Source organism: Ruegeria sp. AD6 (assembly GCF_056542325.1).
Map to the genome: position 1 here is coordinate 68602 of NZ_JBQFZQ010000001.1, position 21162 is coordinate 89763.

The 21162-nt window shown below is 60.1% G+C and carries 18 protein-coding genes; 14 read left to right on the top strand and 4 right to left on the bottom strand.

The window, feature by feature from the left end:
- Positions 1-4: 4 nt before the first annotated feature.
- Positions 5-1141 carry an alpha-hydroxy acid oxidase gene (locus ACR0KJ_RS00370; protein ID WP_480625705.1) on the bottom strand — a complete coding sequence of 379 codons (1137 nt, stop codon included), beginning with the start codon at positions 1139-1141 and terminating at the stop codon, positions 5-7.
- A gap of 203 nt (positions 1142-1344) precedes the next feature.
- Between ACR0KJ_RS00370 and ACR0KJ_RS00375 the strand changes: the two genes are divergently transcribed.
- Positions 1345-3966, top strand: a complete 2622-nt coding sequence (locus tag ACR0KJ_RS00375; protein WP_480625706.1) for an ATP-dependent helicase — start codon at positions 1345-1347, stop codon at positions 3964-3966.
- A gap of 407 nt (positions 3967-4373) precedes the next feature.
- On the opposite strand, the gene ACR0KJ_RS00380 is transcribed toward ACR0KJ_RS00375, so the two are convergent.
- On the bottom strand, positions 4374-4598 hold the full coding sequence (locus ACR0KJ_RS00380; protein ID WP_170622359.1) for a DUF1127 domain-containing protein: 225 nt from the start codon (positions 4596-4598) through the stop codon (positions 4374-4376).
- 914 nt (positions 4599-5512) lie between these two features.
- Between ACR0KJ_RS00380 and mraZ the strand changes: the two genes are divergently transcribed.
- The 10 genes from mraZ to ACR0KJ_RS00430 all read left to right on the top strand — a co-directional run bounded on the left by mraZ (position 5513) and on the right by ACR0KJ_RS00430 (position 15598).
- Complete coding sequence (gene mraZ, locus ACR0KJ_RS00385; protein ID WP_170452117.1) at positions 5513-6016, top strand: division/cell wall cluster transcriptional repressor MraZ; 504 nt, start codon at positions 5513-5515, stop codon at positions 6014-6016.
- A gap of 4 nt (positions 6017-6020) precedes the next feature.
- Positions 6021-7013, top strand: coding sequence for a 16S rRNA (cytosine(1402)-N(4))-methyltransferase RsmH (rsmH, locus tag ACR0KJ_RS00390; protein WP_480626262.1), 993 nt, complete (start codon positions 6021-6023; stop codon positions 7011-7013).
- Positions 7010-7378 carry a cell division protein FtsL gene (gene ftsL, locus ACR0KJ_RS00395; protein WP_170633591.1) on the top strand — a complete coding sequence of 123 codons (369 nt, stop codon included), beginning with the start codon at positions 7010-7012 and terminating at the stop codon, positions 7376-7378. Before rsmH ends, ftsL begins: the two co-directional genes overlap by 4 nt.
- Positions 7375-9162, top strand: a complete 1788-nt coding sequence (locus ACR0KJ_RS00400; protein WP_480625707.1) for a peptidoglycan D,D-transpeptidase FtsI family protein — start codon at positions 7375-7377, stop codon at positions 9160-9162. The genes ftsL and ACR0KJ_RS00400 overlap by 4 nt, the downstream gene beginning before the upstream one ends.
- Positions 9163-9184: 22 nt before the next feature.
- Positions 9185-10666, top strand: coding sequence for a UDP-N-acetylmuramoyl-L-alanyl-D-glutamate--2,6-diaminopimelate ligase (locus ACR0KJ_RS00405; RefSeq protein WP_480625708.1), 1482 nt, complete (start codon positions 9185-9187; stop codon positions 10664-10666).
- Entirely contained in the window at positions 10663-12057 is a 1395-nt protein-coding gene (locus ACR0KJ_RS00410) for a UDP-N-acetylmuramoyl-tripeptide--D-alanyl-D-alanine ligase (RefSeq protein WP_480625709.1), read from the top strand. The genes ACR0KJ_RS00405 and ACR0KJ_RS00410 overlap by 4 nt, the downstream gene beginning before the upstream one ends.
- Before the next feature lie 36 nt (positions 12058-12093).
- Positions 12094-13176, top strand: a complete 1083-nt coding sequence (gene mraY, locus ACR0KJ_RS00415) for a phospho-N-acetylmuramoyl-pentapeptide-transferase (protein ID WP_170452107.1) — start codon at positions 12094-12096, stop codon at positions 13174-13176.
- The gene (locus tag ACR0KJ_RS00420; RefSeq protein ID WP_480625710.1) at positions 13173-13718 is read left to right on the top strand and encodes an AAA family ATPase; all 546 of its coding nucleotides are present in this window, start codon (positions 13173-13175) and stop codon (positions 13716-13718) included. Before mraY ends, ACR0KJ_RS00420 begins: the two co-directional genes overlap by 4 nt.
- Positions 13715-15115 (top strand): UDP-N-acetylmuramoyl-L-alanine--D-glutamate ligase, encoded by a 1401-nt coding sequence (gene murD, locus ACR0KJ_RS00425; protein ID WP_480625711.1) that lies wholly within the window; start codon positions 13715-13717, stop codon positions 15113-15115. The genes ACR0KJ_RS00420 and murD overlap by 4 nt, the downstream gene beginning before the upstream one ends.
- Positions 15116-15223: 108 nt before the next feature.
- Positions 15224-15598, top strand: coding sequence for a glycine zipper family protein (locus ACR0KJ_RS00430; RefSeq protein WP_170452101.1), 375 nt, complete (start codon positions 15224-15226; stop codon positions 15596-15598).
- On the opposite strand, the gene ACR0KJ_RS00435 is transcribed toward ACR0KJ_RS00430, so the two are convergent.
- Both ACR0KJ_RS00435 and ACR0KJ_RS00440 read right to left on the bottom strand, forming a co-directional pair.
- Positions 15595-16782 (bottom strand): BaiN/RdsA family NAD(P)/FAD-dependent oxidoreductase, encoded by a 1188-nt coding sequence (locus ACR0KJ_RS00435; protein WP_170452099.1) that lies wholly within the window; start codon positions 16780-16782, stop codon positions 15595-15597. The genes ACR0KJ_RS00430 and ACR0KJ_RS00435 overlap by 4 nt on opposite strands.
- 93 nt (positions 16783-16875) lie before the next feature.
- Complete coding sequence (locus ACR0KJ_RS00440; protein WP_480625712.1) at positions 16876-17322, bottom strand: hypothetical protein; 447 nt, start codon at positions 17320-17322, stop codon at positions 16876-16878.
- A gap of 158 nt (positions 17323-17480) precedes the next feature.
- Between ACR0KJ_RS00440 and ftsW the strand changes: the two genes are divergently transcribed.
- Genes ftsW through murC form a run of 3 tightly spaced genes read left to right on the top strand, consistent with a single transcriptional unit; the run spans position 17481 to position 21147 of the window.
- On the top strand, positions 17481-18644 hold the full coding sequence (gene ftsW / locus ACR0KJ_RS00445; RefSeq protein ID WP_170452095.1) for a putative lipid II flippase FtsW: 1164 nt from the start codon (positions 17481-17483) through the stop codon (positions 18642-18644).
- Positions 18644-19741, top strand: coding sequence for a UDP-N-acetylglucosamine--N-acetylmuramyl-(pentapeptide) pyrophosphoryl-undecaprenol N-acetylglucosamine transferase (locus ACR0KJ_RS00450; RefSeq protein WP_170523369.1), 1098 nt, complete (start codon positions 18644-18646; stop codon positions 19739-19741). The genes ftsW and ACR0KJ_RS00450 overlap by 1 nt, the downstream gene beginning before the upstream one ends.
- Positions 19738-21147 carry a UDP-N-acetylmuramate--L-alanine ligase gene (gene murC / locus ACR0KJ_RS00455; protein WP_170523373.1) on the top strand — a complete coding sequence of 470 codons (1410 nt, stop codon included), beginning with the start codon at positions 19738-19740 and terminating at the stop codon, positions 21145-21147. The genes ACR0KJ_RS00450 and murC overlap by 4 nt, the downstream gene beginning before the upstream one ends.
- Positions 21148-21162 lie beyond the last annotated feature (15 nt).

Consider the following 21162-nt stretch of genomic DNA (forward strand, 5'->3'; position numbering starts at 1 on the left):
AGCATCAATCGCAGAGTTGACCCTGCGGCACCTGATCCAGCGAAGCGATGCCCATTTGTCCCATATTGGCCAGCAAATCCTGCCGCAGAATGTCGATCACATGGGCCGGACCCTGCGCGCCAAGGGCCGCAAGCCCATACAGAAACGCCCGCCCCAGCATGACAAAATCCGCACCTTTGGCCATGGCGCGCAGTATGTCCAAGCCACCCTCGACGCCGCTGTCGAAAATCAGCGGAAGGCTGCAGGCGGCGCGAATCTCGGGCAGCACGTCGATGCTGGCCGGTGCAGCGTCAAACTGGCGCCCGCCGTGGTTCGAGACCCAAATCGCATCCACACCTGTTTTCTCAAGCCGTTCCGCATCTTCGGGTCGCAACACGCCCTTCACGATAAACGGCCCGTCCCAATGATCGCGCAGCCATTTGACATAATCCATGTCTGGCGAGGTACGCAGCAGATACCCGATATGGGCGGTTGGGGGCAGGGTCTGCTGGCCATCGATATACTTGTCCAGGGTCCGCATCCTGGGCGTTCCGTGCCGCCACATGCCCATGGCCCAGGCCGGGCGCATCGCAACCTGAGCCAGCAATCGCGGCGTCAGACGCGGCGGCTGCGTCAGGCCCGAGCGCGTCTGTCGTTCGCGCCGCGACGCAACCGGCACATCGGCGGTCAGAACCAGAGTCTTGAACCCGGCGGCACGTGCGCGGGCCAGCACATCGCTGCGAATCTCGGGGTCTTTGGGCGGGTAGAGTTGAAACCACGCGTTTTTGCCCAGATGTGGGGCCATATCCTCGGGTGACTGGCTGGCGACGGTCGACAGGGTGAAGGGCAGACCGGCCTGCGCGGCTGCGCGCGCCAGCAACGCTTCGGCATTTGGCCAGATCAGGCCGCACATCCCGATCGGAGCGCTTCCAAAAGGTAAGGCGCAGGTCTGCCCCAAAAGCTCGACCCGCGTGTCGAACGTCAGCTCTCCATGCAGGATCGAGGGGTACAGTCGCACGTCGTCCAGCGCCTGCCGGTTGCGGTGCAAAGTGGTTTCCGTTCCGGTGCCACTGTCCACATATTCCCAGACAAAATGCGGCAACCTGCGCCGGGCGCGGCGTTTCAGATCCGGGATGCCGGGATACATGCTGTGCAAATCCATGCGGATTGATCCGACCTGCACGGCGATTCGGCAAGGGTTTGAGGCGGTGCAGGTCCTTCGACGCGCCTTGGCCGATCAAAATGAGCCGTTCGAACTGCGCGTTACGCCGTCTGTTCCGTGTGTGTTAAGAAAGTTAAAAACGCGTGTGAACAAGCCGTGAACAAACTCTTTCCCTTGGCACGCATCCGGCGTAGTTTGGAGCCATGAGCAGTTTTGACGAAATGGACGCCTTCGAGGGCGCATCGCTGTCGCAACGAGCCATGGCCGCGCGGCCAGCGCCGTATCTGGATGACCTGAACCCGGCCCAGCGCGAAGCGGTCGAGCGGTTGGACGGGCCCGTCCTGATGCTGGCGGGCGCGGGGACGGGGAAAACCAAGGCCCTGACGACGCGTATTGCGCATTTGCTGACCACCGGGAAAGCGCGTCCAAATGAGATTCTGGCGGTAACTTTCACCAACAAAGCCGCACGCGAGATGAAAGAGCGTGTGGGGCGGCTGCTTGGGCAACCAGCCGAGGGCATGCCCTGGTTGGGCACTTTCCACGCCATCTGCGTCAAGCTGCTGCGGCGGCATGCCGAACTGGTCGATCTGAAATCGAACTTCACCATTCTGGACAGCGATGACCAACTGCGCCTGCTCAAGCAATTGGTTCAGGCCGCCAATATTGATGACAAACGCTGGCCTGCGCGGATGCTGGCTGGAATCATCGATGATTGGAAAAACCGCGCCCTGACGCCAGGCAAGGTGCCTGCGGCGGATGCCGGGGCGTACAATAACAAGGGTATCGAGCTGTACGCGCAGTACCAGACCCGCCTGCGCGAGTTGAACGCGGTGGATTTCGGCGACCTGCTATTGCACATGGTCACGATCTTCCAGACTCACCCGGACGTTCTGGAACAATACCAACGCTGGTTCCGCTATATCCTTGTGGACGAGTATCAGGACACCAACGTCGCCCAATACCTCTGGCTGCGTCTGCTGGCCGGGGGGCACAAGAATATCTGCTGCGTGGGCGACGACGATCAGTCGATCTATGGCTGGCGCGGGGCCGAGGTGGGCAACATCCTGCGGTTCGAGAAGGATTTCCCGGGCGCTTATGTGGTGCGGTTGGAGCAAAACTACCGCTCGACCCCGCATATTTTGGCTGCTGCTTCGAATGTCATTCGGGGCAACGAAGGCCGTCTGGGAAAAGAGCTGTGGACTGACGCTGAACAGGATGGTTGGACAGTTCGTTTAATTGGTCATTGGGATGGGGAAGAAGAAGCTAGATGGGTTGGCGAGAAGATTGATGACCACATCAACGGAAGATCAGTCGAGGCAAAAAATCGCTTCAATCCACGTCTAAGGAATTTTGAGCAAGAGTTAGATAGGCGTGCTAAAGCGGGTCTAGGGCCGATTGATCAGCAAGACTATATCAAACAAGCATTTGAAACTGGAGACGTGTATAGCGATCTCAAAACACAAAACCTCATTTTGGAGCTGCTTTCAGGTGACCCGGGAGCAGCCAACATGCTTAAATCAGTTTCAAACAGTAGGTTGAAGCAGTTTAGCCTAAACGAAATTGCCATTCTGGTCCGCGCCTCGCATCAGATGCGGGCGTTTGAGGATCGGTTTCTGACCATTGGTCTGCCCTACAAGGTGATCGGCGGCCCTCGGTTCTATGAACGGATGGAGATTCGCGATGCCATGGCCTATTTCCGGCTGGTGGTCAGCCCCGAGGACGATTTGGCGTTTGAGCGGATTGTGAACACGCCCAAACGGGGCCTTGGCGACAAGGCGCAGCAGACGATTCAGGTTGTCGCTCGCGAGAACGGGGTGTCTCTGGTCGATGGTGCGCGGATCGCGGTCGATAACGGCCTGATCAAGGGCAAAGGCGGCAAGGCGCTGCGTGAACTGATCGATGGTCTGGCGCGCTGGAATGCGATGACGCGGGGCCCTCGGATTGAGGTCGATGATGACTCGGTTATCGACGATGGCGTGTCGCCGATCCGCTATGGCGCGCCTGAGCATACGCATATCGAACTGGCGCAAATTGTTCTGGACGAGTCCGGCTATACCGGTCACTGGCAGAACGATAAAACACCCGAAGCGCCGGGACGGCTGGAGAACCTCAAAGAACTCGTCAACCAGTTGGACAATTTCGAGAACCTGCAAGGGTTTCTGGAACATGTCAGCCTGGTCATGGATAACGAGCAGGATTCGGATGGGGCCAAGGTTTCCATCATGACACTGCACGCGGCCAAGGGGCTGGAGTTTCCCGCGGTGTTCCTGCCGGGGTGGGAGGATGGGTTGTTCCCCTCGCAACGGTCGATGGACGAATCGGGCCTCAAGGGCCTCGAAGAGGAACGGCGATTGGCGTATGTGGGCATCACCCGTGCGGAAGAGGTCTGTACGATTTCTTTTGCGGCAAACCGACGGGTGTTCGGGCAGTGGCAGAGCGCTATATCCTCGCGCTTCATTGATGAGTTGCCAGAGGATCATGTTGAAATACTGACATCGTCGGGACTACATGGGACCCGTCAAGCCACGGCCAGCATCGAAACCCGCGCGGCGGAGGCGAATGTTTATAACTCTCCCGGTTGGAAGCGGATGCAGGCGCGGCAGGGCCAATATGGCATGTCGCAACCGCGCGAAAGCCGCAATACGGTGATCGATGCCACGGCGGTAGCCAGTTTCACCCTGGGTGAAAGGGTCTTTCACCAGAAATTCGGCTATGGCGGGGTGGTTGGTATCGAAGGCGACAAGGTCGAGGTCGAGTTTGACAAGGCCGGGACGAAGAAAGTTGTTTCCCGGTTCCTGTCTTCCAAGGACGACGTGCCGTTTTGATCTTTTTGCGAGGCTCTGCCTCGCGCTCCGAGGTATTTTTGAACAGAAGAAGCAGGGGCGTTCGCGCCCCTTTTTGCTGTGCGCAAAAGAAAAGCGGCGGTTCCCAGGGAGGAGGAGGGGGAACCGCCGCTCATTGCAACATCAGAGCAGGGAGGAGGAGAGCCCTGATGTATCAGCACCCGGGTTTGAGCCCGGTATGGGTACGACGCGGCGACGTCAGGGAGGAGAAGGACGTCGCCGCGCGCTTTCAACATCAGGGCAGGGAGGAGGAGAGCCCCGATGTATCAGTTTCCGGCGTTCAGGGCCGGTATTAGGTGCGGCAGCGTCAGGGAGGAGGAGAGACGCCGCCGCTGATTACAGACCCTAAAGGGAGGAGGAAGGGTCTGATCTCGGGTGTTTCGGTGCGCTTAGCGCGCGGTATAGTCGTCAGCCGCCTGCATCGCAACGCGGCGGATCATCGAGCGGTGCAGGCCCAGATCGGCCAGCTCGCGGTTGGACAGGCCGGACAGTTCGTTGACCGTCTGGCGGTACATGCGGTGACGGGCAAAGCGGGTTTTGGCGGCTTCGATCAGCGCGCTCAGCCCGCTTGTGTGTGCGCCCTTCAGCGCGGTGGAATTTGCTGCAACAGCCATGTGCTTTACTCGGTCTCGTGTGTCTGTGCCGGTGTCGTCCGGCGCTTGCTTGAGACTGAAAATAGGCAAATGCTGCGATTGCACAATACCGGGCGACGTCAATGCTGCTATGCAGCAAATGCATAGATATCAGAATGTTGAGCGGGCACCTGTAGATTTCCCTTATAAATATGGGTTTTGGACACGCCTTTGGTTGTGGTTTGCGCAGCGGAAAAAAGTTACCGCAAGCATTCGCCATATGTTTGGGCGCTAACTTGGAAAATTTGTGCGTTGTAAAAGCCCAAGATTTCAGCAGCGCCCACCTGTTTGGGGCTGTGACGAGCCCCACTTGGGAATTCATGGGATGTTCTGTGGGTTGATGATCCAAGCAAGACTGTCGTGGACTTTGAGGTCATTGATTCGGGATGGGTGTCACGGTTTTTGGGCGGTATTTCCAGAAAGTCGGGGTAAAGCTGAAAAAAATTGGGAAATCGTGGGAAGTCTTTTCCGCTTATAGAAATTGGAACATATGGGTACATAGATGCCTTGCGTGTCTATATGCGGTGTATATACGCCTGTTAATCATAGTGATATGATGGTCGCATCGCCGCTTGACGAACGCAGTGGCCAAATTTTCCAGTTGATTTCCATGATTTCCCATGTCATCCCTTATTTATCCGATGAGGACGAGGCAGCAGGGGCACCAAACGACCCCGACCAAAAATAATCAGGTTTCATACAGGCATCTCGCTTTCATCACTCAAGAGATCCGGCGCGCGGGCGAGCAGACATCCCCCCAGGTGGCGCGCGCAGCTGGACATCCCGCAAAGCGGGTCAATGCGGCGGGTTGATCAGTGGCAGCAGATCAACCCGCCGTTTTTCATCCGGGGGGAGCGTGAATTTGAGGTGGGGCGCAAGCGAAAGGGACAGTCGTCTTGGCGCGCAGGTTTAGAGGTGAAAGCCACCATAAGGTGGACACGAAGGGCAGGGTCTCGATCCCGGCCTCGTTTCGCCGTGTGCTTGAAGCGTCCGATCCCAACTGGCAGCCCGGTGACAATCCTGAGCTTGTGATTGTCTATGGCGATCACCGCCGCAAATATCTTGAATGCTATACAATGCAGGCGATCGACGAGGTTGATGCCAAGATCGATGCACTGCCGCGCGGCTCGATGGAGCGCAAGATGTTGCAGCGCATGTTCCACGGTCAGTCCTTCCCGACCAATGTGGACGAAACTGGGCGGCTGGTGCTGCCCGCAAAGCTGCGCAGCAAGATCGACCTTGAGAATGAGGCGTTTTTTATCGCTGCCGGTGACACCTTCCAGATCTGGAAGCCCGAGACCTATGAGGTCGAGGAACTGGCCAAGGCTGAAGAGTGGATGGACGATCTGCCAGACGATTTCGACCCGATGGTCTATCTCGATGGCATCGGGGACGCGTGACGGCATGTCCGGCGCTGAGACCCCTTCCGATAAACCTCATATCCCTGTTCTGTTGCGCCCGTTGCTGGGCGCGGTGGCGCCGGTTTCAGGCGTGTGGCTGGACGGAACCTTCGGCGCGGGCGGGTATACGCGCGGCTTGTTGGAGGCCGGGGCTGACAAGGTCATCGGCGTGGACCGCGATCCGCTGGCGTTTGAGATGGCGGCGGGTTGGGCCGCCGAATATGGTGAACGGCTGGTGATGCAACCCGGCGTGTTTTCCCGGATGGACGAATATGCCGAAGGTCTGGATGGCGTTGTGCTGGACCTCGGGGTGTCGTCCATGCAGTTGGATCAGGCCGAGCGTGGCTTTTCCTTCATGAAGGACGGGCCGCTGGACATGCGCATGAGCCAGGAGGGCGAAAGCGCCGCTGATCTTGTGAACGAAGCGACCGAGGCGCAACTGGCCGATATTCTGTTTCACTACGGTGAAGAACGCGCCAGCCGTCGGATTGCCAAGGCGATTGTCAAAGCGCGGGCTGAGGAACCCATCACCACAACCCTGCGTTTGACAGAGATCATCGAATCCTGCTTGCCGCGCCCGAAGCCGGGGCAATCGCATCCAGCGACGCGCAGCTTTCAGGGGCTGCGGATCGCGGTGAACGCGGAATATGAAGAACTGTTTCAGGGCTTGATGGCCGCCGAACGGGCGTTGAAGCCGGGCGGGCAACTGGCTGTTGTCACCTTCCATTCCATCGAAGACCGCATGGTCAAACGGTTCTTTCAGTCCCGCGCGGGCAAAACCGGTCGGGCAAACCGCTATGCGCCCGAAATGGAACAGGAATTGCCGCAATTCACTTTGAAAACCCGCAAGGCCGTGGGCCCGGATGATCAGGAATTGCAGGAAAACCCGCGCGCGCGGTCGGCCAAGCTGCGTGTTGCGGTACGAACCGAGGCTCCGGCGGGGGAAATTGATGCCCGCGCAATCGGAATGCCGCAATTGGGGGGAAGGGCAAGATGAAGAGTGTTTTGTATGTGTTGACCGCTCTGTCCGTGTTCGGATTGGCGCTTTGGGCGTATCAAGAGAATTACCGCACCCAGCAAGTGTTGAAAGAAACGCAGAAATTGCAGCGCGAGATTGGCATGGCGCAGGTGCGTCTGGCGGTTCTGAACGCCGAATGGGCCTATCTGAACCGTCCCGACCGGTTGCGCGAACTGGCGGATTTGAATTTCGAACGTCTGGGTCTGCTGCCCCTGCGGGCCGAGCAGTTTGGGCGTGCCGATCAGATTGCTTATGCCGAAGACCCCGATCTGCCCATCGTGGATCCGATTGAATTGCAGGCGATTACTGACTTGCAGGCATTGGGCGAGGTGCAGATTCCATGACCCGCACACCACTCCGCCCTTTGGCCCGTGTTCTGGATGCCCGTGCCCGTGGGGAAAATCCGAAGGTCATCGAACGCGAAAACATCCGTCAGCGTCATGAACAGATGAAAGACCGCGCCCGTGCCAGGGCCGAGGGTCGCCTGCTGGTGCTGGGCCTGTTCTTTTTCTGTGCCTTCTCGGTTGTTGGCTTCCGGATGGGGATGTTGGCGACGTCCGAGGCGCAAGAGCCGCTGGCCAGCGCGCCGGGGGCGGCGATTGCCATGCAGCGCGCCAATATTGTGGATCGTGAGGGTCGGATTCTTGCGACCAATCTGGACACTTATTCGGTCTACGCCCAACCGCCCCTGATGATCGATCCGATTGCGGCGGCGGATCAGTTGGTGGCGATCTTCCCCGATCTGGATAAAGAGCGTCTAGTCAAGGACTTCACTGGCGAGCGCAAATTCCTTTGGATCAAAAAGCGCATCTCGCCCGAGCAGAAACAGGCCGTTCATGACATCGGTGATCCCGGCATCCTGTTTGGTCCGCGCGAAATGCGCCTGTATCCGAATGGCAAGCTGGCCGCGCATATTCTGGGTGGCTCCGGTTTTGGTCGTGAGGGCGTGAGTGCTGCCGAAGTGATCGGCGTTGCTGGTGTCGAGAAGAAATTCGACGATTATCTGCGCGATCCGGCCAACGGCAACAAACCGTTGCAACTGTCGCTGGACCTGACCATTCAGGCCGCAGTCGAGCAGGTGCTGTATGGCGGCATGAAAATCATGAACGCCAAGGGGGCTTCGGCCGTTCTGATGAATGCGCATACGGGTGAGGTGGTCTCGGCCGCGTCGCTGCCGTCTTTTGATCCCAACGATCGCCCGCGCCCTCCGACCTCGGGCTTTGATCCGTCGGACAGCCCGTTGTTCAACCGCTATGTGCAGGGCGTGTATGAGCTGGGCTCGGTCTTCAAGATCTTTACTGCCGCGCAGGCCGTGCAGCTTGGGTTGGTGAACTCCGAGACCATTATCGACACCTCGGGGCCGATGAAAATCGGTCGCTTCCCGATTGGTGAGTTCAACGGCAAGAACTACGGCAAGATCAGCGTTGCGGATGTGATCGTCCATAGCTCGAACCGGGGAACCGGGCGGTTGGCCTTGCAGATCGGTTCCAAACGTCAGCAGGAGTTTCTGCAAACACTGGGCATGTTTGAACCCACACCGTTCGAGATTGTCGAGGCCGCCGGGGGCGCGCCGCTGAAGCCCAAGAAATGGGGTGAGTTGAGCACGGTGACCATTTCTTATGGCCATGGCCTGTCGACCAGCCCGATGCATCTGGCGGCGGGATATGCGGCGATTGCCAATGGCGGGCATTATGTCAGCCCGACAATTCTGAAGAAAAACGGCCCGCAATACGGCCCGCGCGTCTTGTCGGACAGCGCCGCATCGCAGGCGCAGAAGATGCTGCGCAAAGTGGTAACCGACGGCACCGCCAGCTTTGGCGATGTCAAAGGTTATTACGTTGCGGGCAAAACGGGAACGGCGGATAAGCCCAAGCCGCGCGGCGGGTATTACGATGATAAGGTGATCGCGACCTTTGCCACCATCTTTCCGGCCTATGATCCGAAATACGTGCTGATCGTCACGCTGGATGAACCGTCAATCGTGGCCTATGGCGAAAAGCGCCGCACCGCAGGCTGGACGGCTGTCCCGGTTGCGGCTGAGCTGATCGGGCGGGTTGCCCCTTTGCTGGGCCTGCGTCCCCGGCTTGAGCCTGAGGCGGGCGCTGCTATAACCCTGACCTCGAATTAGGGTGCCAGAGAACAGGTGGGTCATGGGCGCAAGAACAAAGAAACTCAGCCAACTGGCCCTGACCGCACGCGGCGGCGCAAATCCGGATATCACCGGGCTGGCGGTTGACAGCCGCGAGGTCAAGGACGGCTACATGTTTGCGGCCCTTCCCGGCACCCGCGTCCACGGCGGTGAGTTCATCCAATTTGCCCTGCGCATGGGGGCCGCTGCGGTACTGACCGACGCCGAAGGCGCGCGGATCGCGGCAACCGAATTGGCCGCTTCCGACGCCGCCCTGATCGTGGTCGAAGACCCGCGTCAGGCGCTGGCGGGTTCGGCGGCGCTGTGGTTTGGACAGCAGCCGCAGACCATTGTGGCGGTTACCGGCACCAACGGTAAAACTTCGGTTGCCAGCTTCGTGCGCCAGATCTGGACCGAGCTTGGCCATGCTGCCGTCAATCTGGGCACCACCGGTGTCGAGGGTGCCTGGACCGCTCCGCTGGCCCACACCACGCCCGAACCGATCACCCTGCATCGCTGTCTTTCCGAGGCTGCCGAGAATGGGGTCACTCATGCGGCGATGGAGGCGTCTTCGCATGGGCTAGAGCAGCGCAGGCTGGATGGCGTACAGCTAACCGCCGCCGGATTTTCGAACTTCACGCAGGATCATCTGGACTATCACGAAACCTTCGAGGCCTATTTTGCAGCCAAGATGGGCCTGTTCGACCGTGTTCTGCCCCATGACGGAACCGCCGTGATCAACCTCAGCGACCCAAAAGGAGCCCGCGTGCGCAAGATTGCCGAGGCGCGGGGGCAGTCGGTGCTGACAGTCGGATTGGGCGAGGCCGATCTTTGCCTTATGAACCAACGATTTGACTCGACCGGGCAGGATTTGCGGTTTTCCTGGCAAGGCAAGACCTACCAGACCCGCCTGAACCTGATCGGAGGGTTTCAGGCCGAGAACATCCTGCTCGCCTGTGGATTGGTGATCGCCGCCGGGGATGAGCCCGAGCGGGTGTTCGAAACCCTGCCGCACCTGACAACTGTCCGGGGGCGTATGCAACTGGCGGCCACACGTGACAACGGCGCAGCAGTATTTGTGGACTATGCCCATACGCCTGACGCCGTTGCCACGGCATTAAAGGCGCTACGCCCGCATGTGATGGGCCGTCTGATCGCCATTGTTGGCGCAGGTGGAGATCGAGATGCCACCAAACGCCCGCTGATGGGTAAGGCCGCAACGAACCATGCGGATATCGTATTCGTCACCGATGACAACCCGCGTAGCGAAGACCCAGCCACCATCCGCGCCGCCGTGATGGACGGCGCGCCTGGTGCCACCGAGGTAGGCGACCGGGCCGAGGCCATTCTTCGCGGCATCGACGCCTTGCAACCGGGCGACGCGTTGCTGATCGCTGGCAAGGGGCATGAAACCGGCCAGATCGTCGGCGATCAGGTTCTGCCCTTCGACGACGTCGAGCAGGCGAGCATTTCCGTGGCCGCTCTGGACGGGAGGGTCGCATGACGCTTTGGACAGCGGCAGAGGCTGCCGAGGCCACCGGCGGGCGGGCAACCACGGATTGGCAGGCAAATGGAGTGTCGATTGACACAAGAACGTTGCAGCCGGGCGATCTGTTTGTTGCGCTGAAGGCTGCACGTGACGGGCATGATTTCGTGGCTCAGGCGCTTGAGAAGGGCGCAGGGGCGGCGCTGGTTTCCCATATCCCCGAGGGTGTGTCCGAAGATGCGCCGCTGTTGATCGTCAAAGATGTGCAAGCCGGGCTCGAGGCGCTCGGGCAGGCCGCGCGGGCGCGGACACAAGCGCGCGTGGTCGGGGTGACAGGTAGCGTCGGCAAAACTTCGACCAAGGAAATGCTGGCAACCATTCTTGAAACTCAGGGCAAAACCCATGCCAGCGTCGCCAGCTACAACAATCATTGGGGCGTGCCGCTGACACTGGCACGGATGCCGCAGGACACCGAGTTTGCGGTGATCGAGATCGGCATGAACCACCCCGGCGAGATTGCTCCGCTGGCCCGCCAGGCCCGCCCGCATGTGGCGCTGGTGACAACCGTGGCCGCGGTTCATCTTGAGGCGTTTGAGTCGGTTGCAGGCATTGCCCACGAAAAGGCAGCTATTTTCGAGGGGCTGGAACCCGGCGGCGCAGCCATCGTGAACGCTGATATCGACCACGCCGAAATTCTGCGCCACACGGCGCAAGATCACGGTGCAGGGATCGTTGAATTTGGCCGCAAGGCTGCAGATTACAAACTGACGGATGTGACTGCCGGGCCGGATTCGGTTCAGGCAAAAGCCACGGTTGGTGACACGCAGTTCACCTTCGACGTCCAATCCGCCGGTACGCATTTTGCGATGAACGCATTGGGCGCTCTGGCCGCCTGTGTCGAACTGGGCGTTGATCTGGATCAGACCATCGCCGGTCTGCGGCAATGGTCGCCGGTCAAGGGGCGCGGCGTGCGCGAGACCTTGCTGCTGGCCGCTGGCGGACAGATCGAACTGCTGGACGACAGCTACAACGCCAACCCGACCTCGATGGAGGCCGCCTTGGATGTGCTTGCTGCATCGCAAGGCGCGCGCCGCATCGCCTTTCTGGGCGACATGAAAGAACTGGGGCCGCAGGAACAGGCCATGCACGCAGCCATGGCCCAGGTCGATGCGATGGCGCGTGTGGACCAAGTGCATTGCATCGGTCCGCTTATGCAGGCTCTGCATCAGGCCCTGCCAGCCAACAAGCGCGGACTGTGGTTTGAAACCAGCACCGAGATGGCCGTGCACCTGCCTGATCTGATCAAAACCGGCGATACTGTGCTGGCCAAGGGCTCGCTGAGCATGGCTCTGGCGCGGATTGTTGACGGTCTGCGCAAAATGGGGCAAGGGGGCGCGCTTAACGGGTGAACGCACCCATAAGCCTCGTGTAAGAAGGGTTTTGTAATGCTGTATTGGTTGACCGCCTTGTCGGACGGAGGGGATTTCTGGAACCTCTTCCGCTACATTACCTTCCGCGCAGGCGGCGCCTTCATGACCGCGCTGATCTTTGGCTTCATCTTCGGCAAGCCGCTGATCAACGTGCTGCGCAGGAAGCAGGGCAAAGGCCAGCCTATCCGCGATGACGGGCCAGAGGCGCATTTTTCCAAGGCCGGAACACCGACCATGGGCGGGTTGCTGATCGTCGGCGCGCTGGTGACATCGACGCTTGTCTGGGCGCGGTGGGACAATCCCTATGTCTGGATGGTGCTGTTCGTGACACTGGCCTATGCGGCCATCGGCTTCGCCGACGATTACGCGAAGGTTTCAAAGCAGAATACTAAGGGTGTTTCGGGCCGGATGCGGCTTGCGCTGGGCGTAATCATCGCCGTTCTGGCCTCGCTCTGGGCCACTCTGCATCATCCTGAAATCCTGCAAAACCAGCTGGCCGTGCCGGTGTTCAAGGACACTCTGGTCAATCTGGGCATCTTCTATATCCCGTTCGCTATTGTCGTTATCGTGGGGGCCGCAAATGCGGTGAACCTGACCGATGGTCTGGATGGTCTGGCCATCATGCCCGCGATGATCGCGGCCTCGACCCTGGGGATCATCGCCTACGCCGTGGGCCGGGTCGACTTTACCGAGTATCTGGATGTGCACTACGTGCCCGGCACAGGTGAGATATTCATCTTCACTTCGGCCCTCTTCGGCGCGGGGCTTGGCTTCCTGTGGTACAACGCGCCGCCTGCGGCTGTGTTCATGGGCGACACCGGATCACTGGCGCTGGGCGGCGCGCTGGGTGCCATCGCCGTGGCCACGAAACACGAGCTGGTTCTGGCCGTCGTCGGCGGTTTGTTCGTGGTCGAAGCGCTGAGCGTGATCATTCAGGTCCTCTATTTCAAACGCACCGGCAAACGCGTCTTCCTGATGGCCCCGATCCATCACCATTATGAAAAAAAGGGCTGGGCCGAGCCAACCATTGTGATCCGCTTCTGGATCATCTCGCTGATCCTGGCGATGATCGGGTTGGCGACGTTGAAGGTTCGGTGAGCGATCGCCGGATTGTACTGTCCGGGTGTTCGGGCGGTGGTAAGTCCACACTTCTTAACGAAATGGCCCGGCGCGGCTATGCGACGGTTGAGGAACCGGGTCGCCGCGTTGTGATGAACGAGCAAAGGGAAAGCGGGGGTGCCGTGCCATGGGCCGACCCGGAAGCCTTTTGTCGAAAGGTGATCCAAACCGCTTTCGATGATATGGCCGGGGCTCCGGATGGGTTGGTCTTGTTCGACCGTTCAGCACTGGACGCTTTAATCTGGTTCGACCGAACCGGTGCCGCTCTGGAAAGCGCTTTACGGAACAGGATATTGCACCTCGGCTATGATCGCCGCGTATTTCTGTTCCCACCGTGGCCTGAAATCTATGAAAAAGATGAACAACGAAGGCACGATTTGTCCGACGCACTTGCGGAGTATGAGGCTTTGTGCGACCGCTTACCGAAACTCGGGTTTCAAACTCTGCTTGTTCCGAAAGCACCGATTGCTGAACGCGTGGATTGGTTTGAGGCAAAGCTAGACGAAGGGCAAAGGACATGATCCCGGTCAAAGGGTTTTCAGGACAGAAAGTTGCGGTTCTGGGGCTGGGGCGGTCTGGGCTGGCCACCGCACGGGCACTACGGGCGGGTGGGGCTCAGCCGGTGTGCTGGGATGACAATCCGGATGCGCGGGATACGGCTGAGGCTGAGGGGTTCGTTTGCACCGATCTGCTTCGGAACGGGGCGTTTGATCAGATTGCGGCGTTGATCGTGTCTCCGGGCATTCCGCATTTGTATCCGACGCCCAATCCGGTTGTCGCGGCAGCTTTGGAGGCGGGCGTTCCGGTCGATAATGATATCGGTCTGTTCTTCCGTTCCTTTGCGGGGCCGGAATGGAACAATTTTGACACCCCGCAGCGTGTGATCGCGGTGACCGGGTCGAATGGAAAATCGACCACGGCGGCGCTGATCCATCACATTCTGACCGAGGCTGGGCGCGATGCGCAATTGGCCGGAAATATCGGGCGCGGGGTGCTGGATATTGATCCGGGCGGCGATGGCTCGGTCGTGGTGCTGGAGCTTAGCAGCTATCAGACGGAACTCGCCCGCTCTCTGACGCCGGATGTGGCGGTATTCACCAATCTTTCACCGGATCACCTGGACCGTCACGGCGGTATGGGGGGCTATTTTGCTGCCAAAAGACGGTTGTTTGCCGAGGGCGGCCCGGATCGCGCCGTCATTGGCGTGGATGAGGCCGAGGGCGCGTTTCTGGCTGGGCAGATGGCCGAGGGGCCAGCGGATGATCGGGTGATCCGCATATCGGTCGAGCGCAAGCTGACCGGTCCGGGCTGGCAGGTTTTTGCCCGCAAGGGGTTCTTGTCGGAATACCGCAAAGGGCGGCAGGCGGGTTCGATCGATCTGCGGGCGATCAAGGGCCTGCCGGGGACGCATAACCACCAGAACGCCTGCGCGGCCTATGCGGCCTGCCGTTCGCTGGGGTTGGCGCCTCGGGTGATCGAGGACGCTCTGCACAGCTATCCGGGCCTGCCCCATCGCAGCCAGATCATCGCCGAAGCCGGGGGCGTGACTTATGTGAACGATTCCAAGGCCACCAATGTCGACAGCGCGGTGAAGGCGCTGGGCGCGTTCAAGCGGATTCGCTGGATCTGCGGCGGGTTGGAGAAAGAGGGTGGGCTGGACGCGCTGAACGATGCTGCAAGCGATGTGCTGAAGGCCTATGTGATCGGGCGCGAGGCGGCAGGTTTCGCCATGCAACTGAACGTGGATGCGCAAGTGTGCACGACCATGGTCGCAGCGGTCGAGCAGGCGATGGCGGATGCCGAGGCAGGTGAAACTGTGTTACTTGCGCCCGCTGCTGCAAGTTTCGACCAATATGATAACTTTGAACAACGCGGTGAGGATTTTGCCGACAATGTGCGGCAAAGGCTGGCTGAATAACGCGGTTGCAATCGACCGCCGGTTCATCTGCTCTGGGTCGCTATCGGCTTGACGCCCCACCGGATTTGGTCTTGCCTTGGCGGGACGTTAGAAAACGAGGTTACGGATATGTCCAACCGAAAGAAATTGATGGCCTTGCCAGCGGTGCTGCTGATTGGGGCCTGTGCAAGCTCGGGTGCCAACTATACGCCGATCATCGACGGCAATATTGGTCCGAATTACAACGCGGATCTGGCGCAGTGTCAGGCTCTGGCCCGGACACAGCCAACTGTTGATGGCCGAACGGCCGGCGCGGCGGCCATTGGTGCTGCGGGTGCGGCGGGTGCGAAGGCGATCATTGATGACAGCGCCAGCGACCTTGGCCGGACGGCTGTCGCAGGGGCGTTGCTGGGCGCGGGGGCAAGCGCGTTGCAGAACAACCAGAATCAGGAAGTTATTGTGCGCAACTGCATGCGCGGGCGCGGGTATAACGTCGTCGGCTAAGGGTGCTGACGGCTTGCGATGGCGGTTCCGGCGGAATGCCCCGAGGACCACGCCCATTGAAAGTTGTAACCGCCCAGCCAGCCGGTGACATCCACAGCTTCACCAATCGCATAGAGGCCGGGGATCTCCCTGGCCTCCATCGTTTTTGACGACAGGTCATCTGCGTCGATCCCGCCCAGAGTGACCTCGGCGGTGCGATAACCTTCTGTGCCCGAAGGGGTCAGGTGCCAATCGGACAGGGCGGCGATCAGGTCTTTGAGCGCCGCGTCGGACTGGTCGGCCAGATTGCGCGGCATCGGGATATGCTGGCTGAGGTAGTCCACCAGCCGCGCGGGCAGGTGGCGGGCCAGTTCCGTGGTTAGCGCCTTGCGCCCGCCGCTTTGACGTTGATCGCGCAGCAGGTCGAACAGGGGCAGATCGGGGATCAGGTTGACGCGGATCGCCTCGCCCTCGCGCCAATAGGACGACAGTTGCAGCACCGACGGACCGCTGAGCCCGCGATGGGTGAACAGCAGCGCCTCGTCAAAGCTAGTACGGTCGTTTGACAGCCGCGCTGGCAGCGAGACGCCCGAGAGGTCTTTGAATTTCCCGTCCGAGAAGGTGAACGGGACCAAAGCGGCACGTGTTTCGGTGATTCGCAGCCCGAATTGCTGCGCGATGTCATATGCCAGACCAGTCGCCCCCATCTTTGGGATCGACTTGCCGCCGGTGGCCAGCACGAGGTTGCTGCAAGTCAGGCTGAGGCGCTGACCTTCGCGGTCGACCTCAAGTTCAAACCCGGCCTCGGTCTTGCGCAGGTCCCTGAGTTCAGTTCGCACCCACAGCTCGGCCCCGGCGCGCTCCATCTCGGTCAGCAGCATCTGGATGATCTGTTTCGAGGAACCGTCGCAGAATAGCTGCCCCAGCGTTTTCTCGTGCCACGCGATATTGTGGCGCCCGACCAGATCGACGAAATCCCATTGCGTATAGCGCGCCAGGGCGGATTTGCAGAAATGCGGATTCTGGGACAGGAAATTTGCCGGTCCCGCATACATGTTGGTGAAATTGCAGCGCCCGCCGCCCGAGATGCGGATTTTCTCGCCGGGGGCTTTTGCATGGTCGATCACCAAAACGCGCCCGCCGCAGTGGGCGGCGCACATCATACCGGCTGCACCGGCCCCGAGGATGATCGTGTCGTAGGTCATGGGCGGGGGATGGCGTGGATTGAAGGGGATGGCAAGTGCACTCGGATCGATTGGAGCGAATTCGAGCGCAAAAATAACTCGATGGGGCTGGATCTAGTCTAGAGGAACTCGAAGCTTCTTGGGTCTGCGTCTTCCAAGCGGATCGACTATTTCAGAGCGCTTGCCACTATTGCCGAGATACTCTCTTGAAGATCGACGTCCATTGCGATCTTCGATGGTGATCACATATTTATTTCCGCTTGACTGAGATATAAAGCGCACCAGAAAAGCGGTGTAGTCAGAATAGTTTACTTGGTTTTGCTCGCAAAAATCAGGGAACGCGTTTCTGAACAGCGGAAGAAAGGTTGCCAACTCATCGTCGAGCAACTCACCGCAAGCCTGGCCCGTTAGGAAGTTGGCGATGAAATAGCCGTTTATATGTCGAGCCGCCTCGGCAAACACCGAAATTCCGATCATGTGGCCCGGCACAACGAAGCTAAGGCCACCAGCCAGTGAATCGGTGAAGTTATGGGCTACGCTATGAAGAATGCTGTGTTTCATGCCGCAACTCTAGCCTCGACGCTGAGCAGAGAAAAAGTAGGGTTCTGTTCTTTTGTGCGTTGCCCTTCATTTCCCTAGCCCAATCGCCAAAATCCCTGTAGACTCTCAACCAGATCCCGAAAACGGGACACGAGTGAGGCAGTAAGTGGCGGTATCTCATGACTGAGATGGTGTATGGCGCGGTCCAGGACCAGCGCGGGGAACCGATTCTACCAAAGTGGTGGCGTACGATTGATCGCTGGACGATGTCCTGCGTTCTGATCCTGTTTGTCATCGGGCTGTTGCTGGGGCTGGCCTCATCGCCGCCGCTGGCCGGGCGCAACGGGTTTGATCCGTTTCACTATGTTGAACGGCAGGTGTTGTTCGGCGGGCTGGCGCTGATTGCGATGCTGCTGACGTCGATGATGTCTCCGACCCTTGTGCGCCGTCTGGCGGTTCTGGGCTTTCTGGGGGCGTTCGTCGCGCTGGCCTTCCTGCCGATCTTTGGTACCGATTTTGGCAAAGGGGCGGTGCGGTGGTATTCGCTGGGCTTCGCCTCGTTGCAGCCTTCTGAATTTCTGAAGCCCGGATTTGTGGTTGTGGCCGCATGGTTGCTGGCGGCCTCGCAGCAGATCAACGGCCCTCCGGGGCGGTTGTGGTCTTTTGCACTGTGCATGGCGATTGTCGGGATGCTGGTGATGCAGCCCGATTTCGGGCAGGCGTGTCTGATCCTGTTCGGCTGGGGCGTGATGTATTTCGTGGCCGGGGCGCCCATGCTGCTGCTGGTTGGCATGGCGGGCGTGGTCGTGCTGGGCGGTATGTTCGCCTATTCCAACTCGGACCACTTTGCGCGCCGCATCGACGGGTTTCTGAATCAAGAGGTCGATCCGACCACCCAACTTGGCTATGCCACCAACGCCATCCGTGAAGGCGGTCTGTTTGGTGTTGGCGTGGGTGAGGGGCAGGTGAAGTGGTCTCTGCCCGATGCGCATACGGATTTCATCATCGCTGTGGCGGCCGAGGAATACGGCCTGATCCTGGTGCTGATCATCATCGCGCTCTATTCGCTGATCGTTGTACGCTCGCTTTTGCGGCTGATGCGCGAACGGGACATGTTCATCCGACTGGCGGGCACCGGTCTGGCCTGCATGTTCGGCGTTCAAGCGATGATCAATATGGGTGTTGCGGTGCGCCTGCTGCCTGCCAAGGGCATGACGCTGCCCTTTGTCAGCTATGGTGGTTCGTCCCTGATCGCAGGCGGCATCGCCATCGGCATGTTACTGGCCTTCACCCGCACCCGCCCACAGGGCGAGCTTGGCGATATTCTGCGCGGACGAGGTTGATGAGCAAACCCTACCTTCTGATTGCGGCGGGCGGCACCGGGGGCCACATGTTCCCGGCGCAAGCGCTGGCCGAGGCGATGCTGCACAAGGGCTGGCGCGTGCGCCTGTCCACCGATCCGCGCGGCGCGCGCTATACCGGTGCCTTCCCCGAAGGCGTTGAGATTGTCGAGGCATCCTCGGCCACTTTCGCGCGTGGGGGTCTCGCTGCCAAGGCGCTGGTCGGGCCAAAGATTGCTGGCGGCGTCGCCAGCATGGCCTTTCAGATGATGCGCGACAAACCGGAAGTGGTCGTGGGCTTCGGGGGGTATCCCTCGATCCCGGCACTGGGTGCGGCGACACTGCTGAAAATCCCGCGCATGATCCACGAACAGAACGGCGTTCTTGGACGTGTGAACCAACTGTTTGCCACTCGCGTTGCGCAGGTGGCCTGCGGCGTATGGCCGACCGACTTGCCGGAGGGCGCGCATGGTATTCACACCGGCAATCCGGTACGCGCCGCCGTTCTGGATCGTGCGGCTGCCCCCTATATCCCGCCGGGCGAATACCCGATGTCGGTTTTGGTGATGGGCGGATCGCAGGGCGCGCGCATCCTCAGCGATGTCGTACCCGGAGCGATCGCTGCATTGCCCGAATTCCTTCGATCCTACATCCGCGTCTCGCATCAGGCGCGGGACGAGGATGGCGACCGCGTCACCGCCTTCTACGCCGACCATGGCATCCGCGCCGATGTTCAGCCGTTCTTTGATGATGTGCCCCGCCGTATGTCGGACGCGCAACTGGTGATCAGCCGCTCGGGCGCGTCCAGCGTGGCTGATATCTCGGTCATCGGGCGACCTTCGATTCTGATCCCGTTTGCCGCCGCCGCTGGCGATCACCAGACCGCCAATGCCCGAGGTCTGGTACAGGCGGGCGGGGCGATCATGATCCCTGAAAATGCTCTTGACGTCGCCGCGTTGACCGAGCAAATGACCACGGTTCTGACAAACCCCGAAGCCGCACAGAAAATGGCCCACGCCGCCTTGTCGGTCGGGGCACCGGACGCCACCGAGCGTCTGGTTGCCCAGGTCGAGCAACTGGCGCAGAAGGAGACCACATGACCCCAGCAACCAAACTGCCGCAGGACGTAGGGCCGATCCATTTCGTCGGGATCGGCGGGATCGGGATGTCCGGCATTGCCGAGGTGTTGCTGAACCTTGGGTACAGGGTTCAGGGATCGGATCTGAAGGCGTCGAAAATCACCGACCGTCTGGCCTCGCTGGGAGCCGAGATTTTCGTGGGGCAAAAGGCCGAGAACCTCAAGAACGCTGCAGTGGTTGTCACGTCGACCGCGATTAAACCGGGCAACCCGGAACTGGATGAGGCGCGCGCCCAAGGCCTGCCTGTTGTCCGCCGGGCGGATATGCTGGCCGAACTGATGCGCTTGCGGTCAAATATCGCGATTGCCGGAACCCATGGCAAAACCACCACGACCACGATGATGGCCGAGCTGATGGTCGCGGGTGATTTCGACCCCACCGTGATCAATGGCGGCATCATTCACGCCTATGGCTCGAACGCGCGAATGGGGCAGGGCGAATGGATGGTGGTCGAGGCCGACGAATCCGATGGCTCATTCAACCGCCTGCCTGCAACCATCGCCATCGTCACCAATATCGACCCCGAGCATATGGAGCATTGGGGCGATTTCGACACGTTGCGCGATGGGTTCTATGAGTTCGTCTCGAACCTGCCCTTCTACGGTCTGGCTGTCTGCTGCACCGATCATGCCGAGGTGCAGGCTCTGGTGGGCCGTATCACCGACCGCCGCGTGCGCACCTATGGCTTTAACGCGCAGGCGGATGTGCGGGCCGAGAACCTGACCTACAAGGGCGGCGTCGCGCATTTCGACATCCACTTGCAATACGAAGACAAAGTGATCGAGGGCTGCACCCTGCCGATGCCGGGCGACCACAACGTTTCAAACGCGCTGTCTGCGGTGGCCGTCGCCCGCCATCTGGGCATGAAGGCCGCGGAAATCCGAGAGGCACTGGCCAATTTCGGCGGTGTGAACCGTCGCTTCACCAAGGTCGGCGAGGTCGATGGAGTCACCATCATCGACGATTACGGCCACCATCCGGTCGAAATCGCTGCTGTGTTGAAAGCCGCGCGTCAGGCGACCGAAGGCCGTGTGATCGCTGTCCACCAGCCGCACCGCTATTCCCGCCTGTCCAACCTGTTCGACGATTTCTGCACCTGCTTTAACGATGCCGACGTCGTCGCCATTGCCGAAGTGTTTGCTGCCGGAGAGGACCCAATCGAAGGCGCGTCCCGTGACGATCTGGTCGAAGGTCTGATCCGTCACGGCCACCGCCATGCGCGCGCGATCCTAAGCGAGGATGATCTGGAACGTCTCGTTCGGGAACAGGCTCGTCCGGGCGATATGGTCGTCTGCCTCGGGGCCGGTACGATCAGCGCGTGGGCCAACGGGCTGCCTGAGAGATTGCAAAGAAAACAAGCAGTTTGACGTTCATCCTCATTT

What these genes read in the sequence shown, in the direction of transcription:
- ACR0KJ_RS00370 (WP_480625705.1), bottom strand. Translation starts at nt 1,141, where the DNA reads ATGGATTTGCACAGCATGTATCCCGGCATCCCGGATCTGAAACGCCGC.
- ACR0KJ_RS00375 (WP_480625706.1), top strand. Translation starts at nt 1,345, where the DNA reads ATGAGCAGTTTTGACGAAATGGACGCCTTCGAGGGCGCATCGCTGTCG.
- ACR0KJ_RS00380 (WP_170622359.1), bottom strand. Translation starts at nt 4,598, where the DNA reads ATGGCTGTTGCAGCAAATTCCACCGCGCTGAAGGGCGCACACACAAGC.
- rsmH (WP_480626262.1), top strand. Translation starts at nt 6,021, where the DNA reads ATGTCCGGCGCTGAGACCCCTTCCGATAAACCTCATATCCCTGTTCTG.
- ftsL (WP_170633591.1), top strand. Translation starts at nt 7,010, where the DNA reads ATGAAGAGTGTTTTGTATGTGTTGACCGCTCTGTCCGTGTTCGGATTG.
- ACR0KJ_RS00400 (WP_480625707.1), top strand. Translation starts at nt 7,375, where the DNA reads ATGACCCGCACACCACTCCGCCCTTTGGCCCGTGTTCTGGATGCCCGT.
- ACR0KJ_RS00405 (WP_480625708.1), top strand. Translation starts at nt 9,185, where the DNA reads ATGGGCGCAAGAACAAAGAAACTCAGCCAACTGGCCCTGACCGCACGC.
- ACR0KJ_RS00410 (WP_480625709.1), top strand. Translation starts at nt 10,663, where the DNA reads ATGACGCTTTGGACAGCGGCAGAGGCTGCCGAGGCCACCGGCGGGCGG.
- mraY (WP_170452107.1), top strand. Translation starts at nt 12,094, where the DNA reads ATGCTGTATTGGTTGACCGCCTTGTCGGACGGAGGGGATTTCTGGAAC.
- murD (WP_480625711.1), top strand. Translation starts at nt 13,715, where the DNA reads ATGATCCCGGTCAAAGGGTTTTCAGGACAGAAAGTTGCGGTTCTGGGG.
- ACR0KJ_RS00430 (WP_170452101.1), top strand. Translation starts at nt 15,224, where the DNA reads ATGTCCAACCGAAAGAAATTGATGGCCTTGCCAGCGGTGCTGCTGATT.
- ACR0KJ_RS00435 (WP_170452099.1), bottom strand. Translation starts at nt 16,782, where the DNA reads ATGACCTACGACACGATCATCCTCGGGGCCGGTGCAGCCGGTATGATG.
- ACR0KJ_RS00440 (WP_480625712.1), bottom strand. Translation starts at nt 17,322, where the DNA reads ATGAAACACAGCATTCTTCATAGCGTAGCCCATAACTTCACCGATTCA.
- ftsW (WP_170452095.1), top strand. Translation starts at nt 17,481, where the DNA reads ATGACTGAGATGGTGTATGGCGCGGTCCAGGACCAGCGCGGGGAACCG.
- ACR0KJ_RS00450 (WP_170523369.1), top strand. Translation starts at nt 18,644, where the DNA reads ATGAGCAAACCCTACCTTCTGATTGCGGCGGGCGGCACCGGGGGCCAC.
- murC (WP_170523373.1), top strand. Translation starts at nt 19,738, where the DNA reads ATGACCCCAGCAACCAAACTGCCGCAGGACGTAGGGCCGATCCATTTC.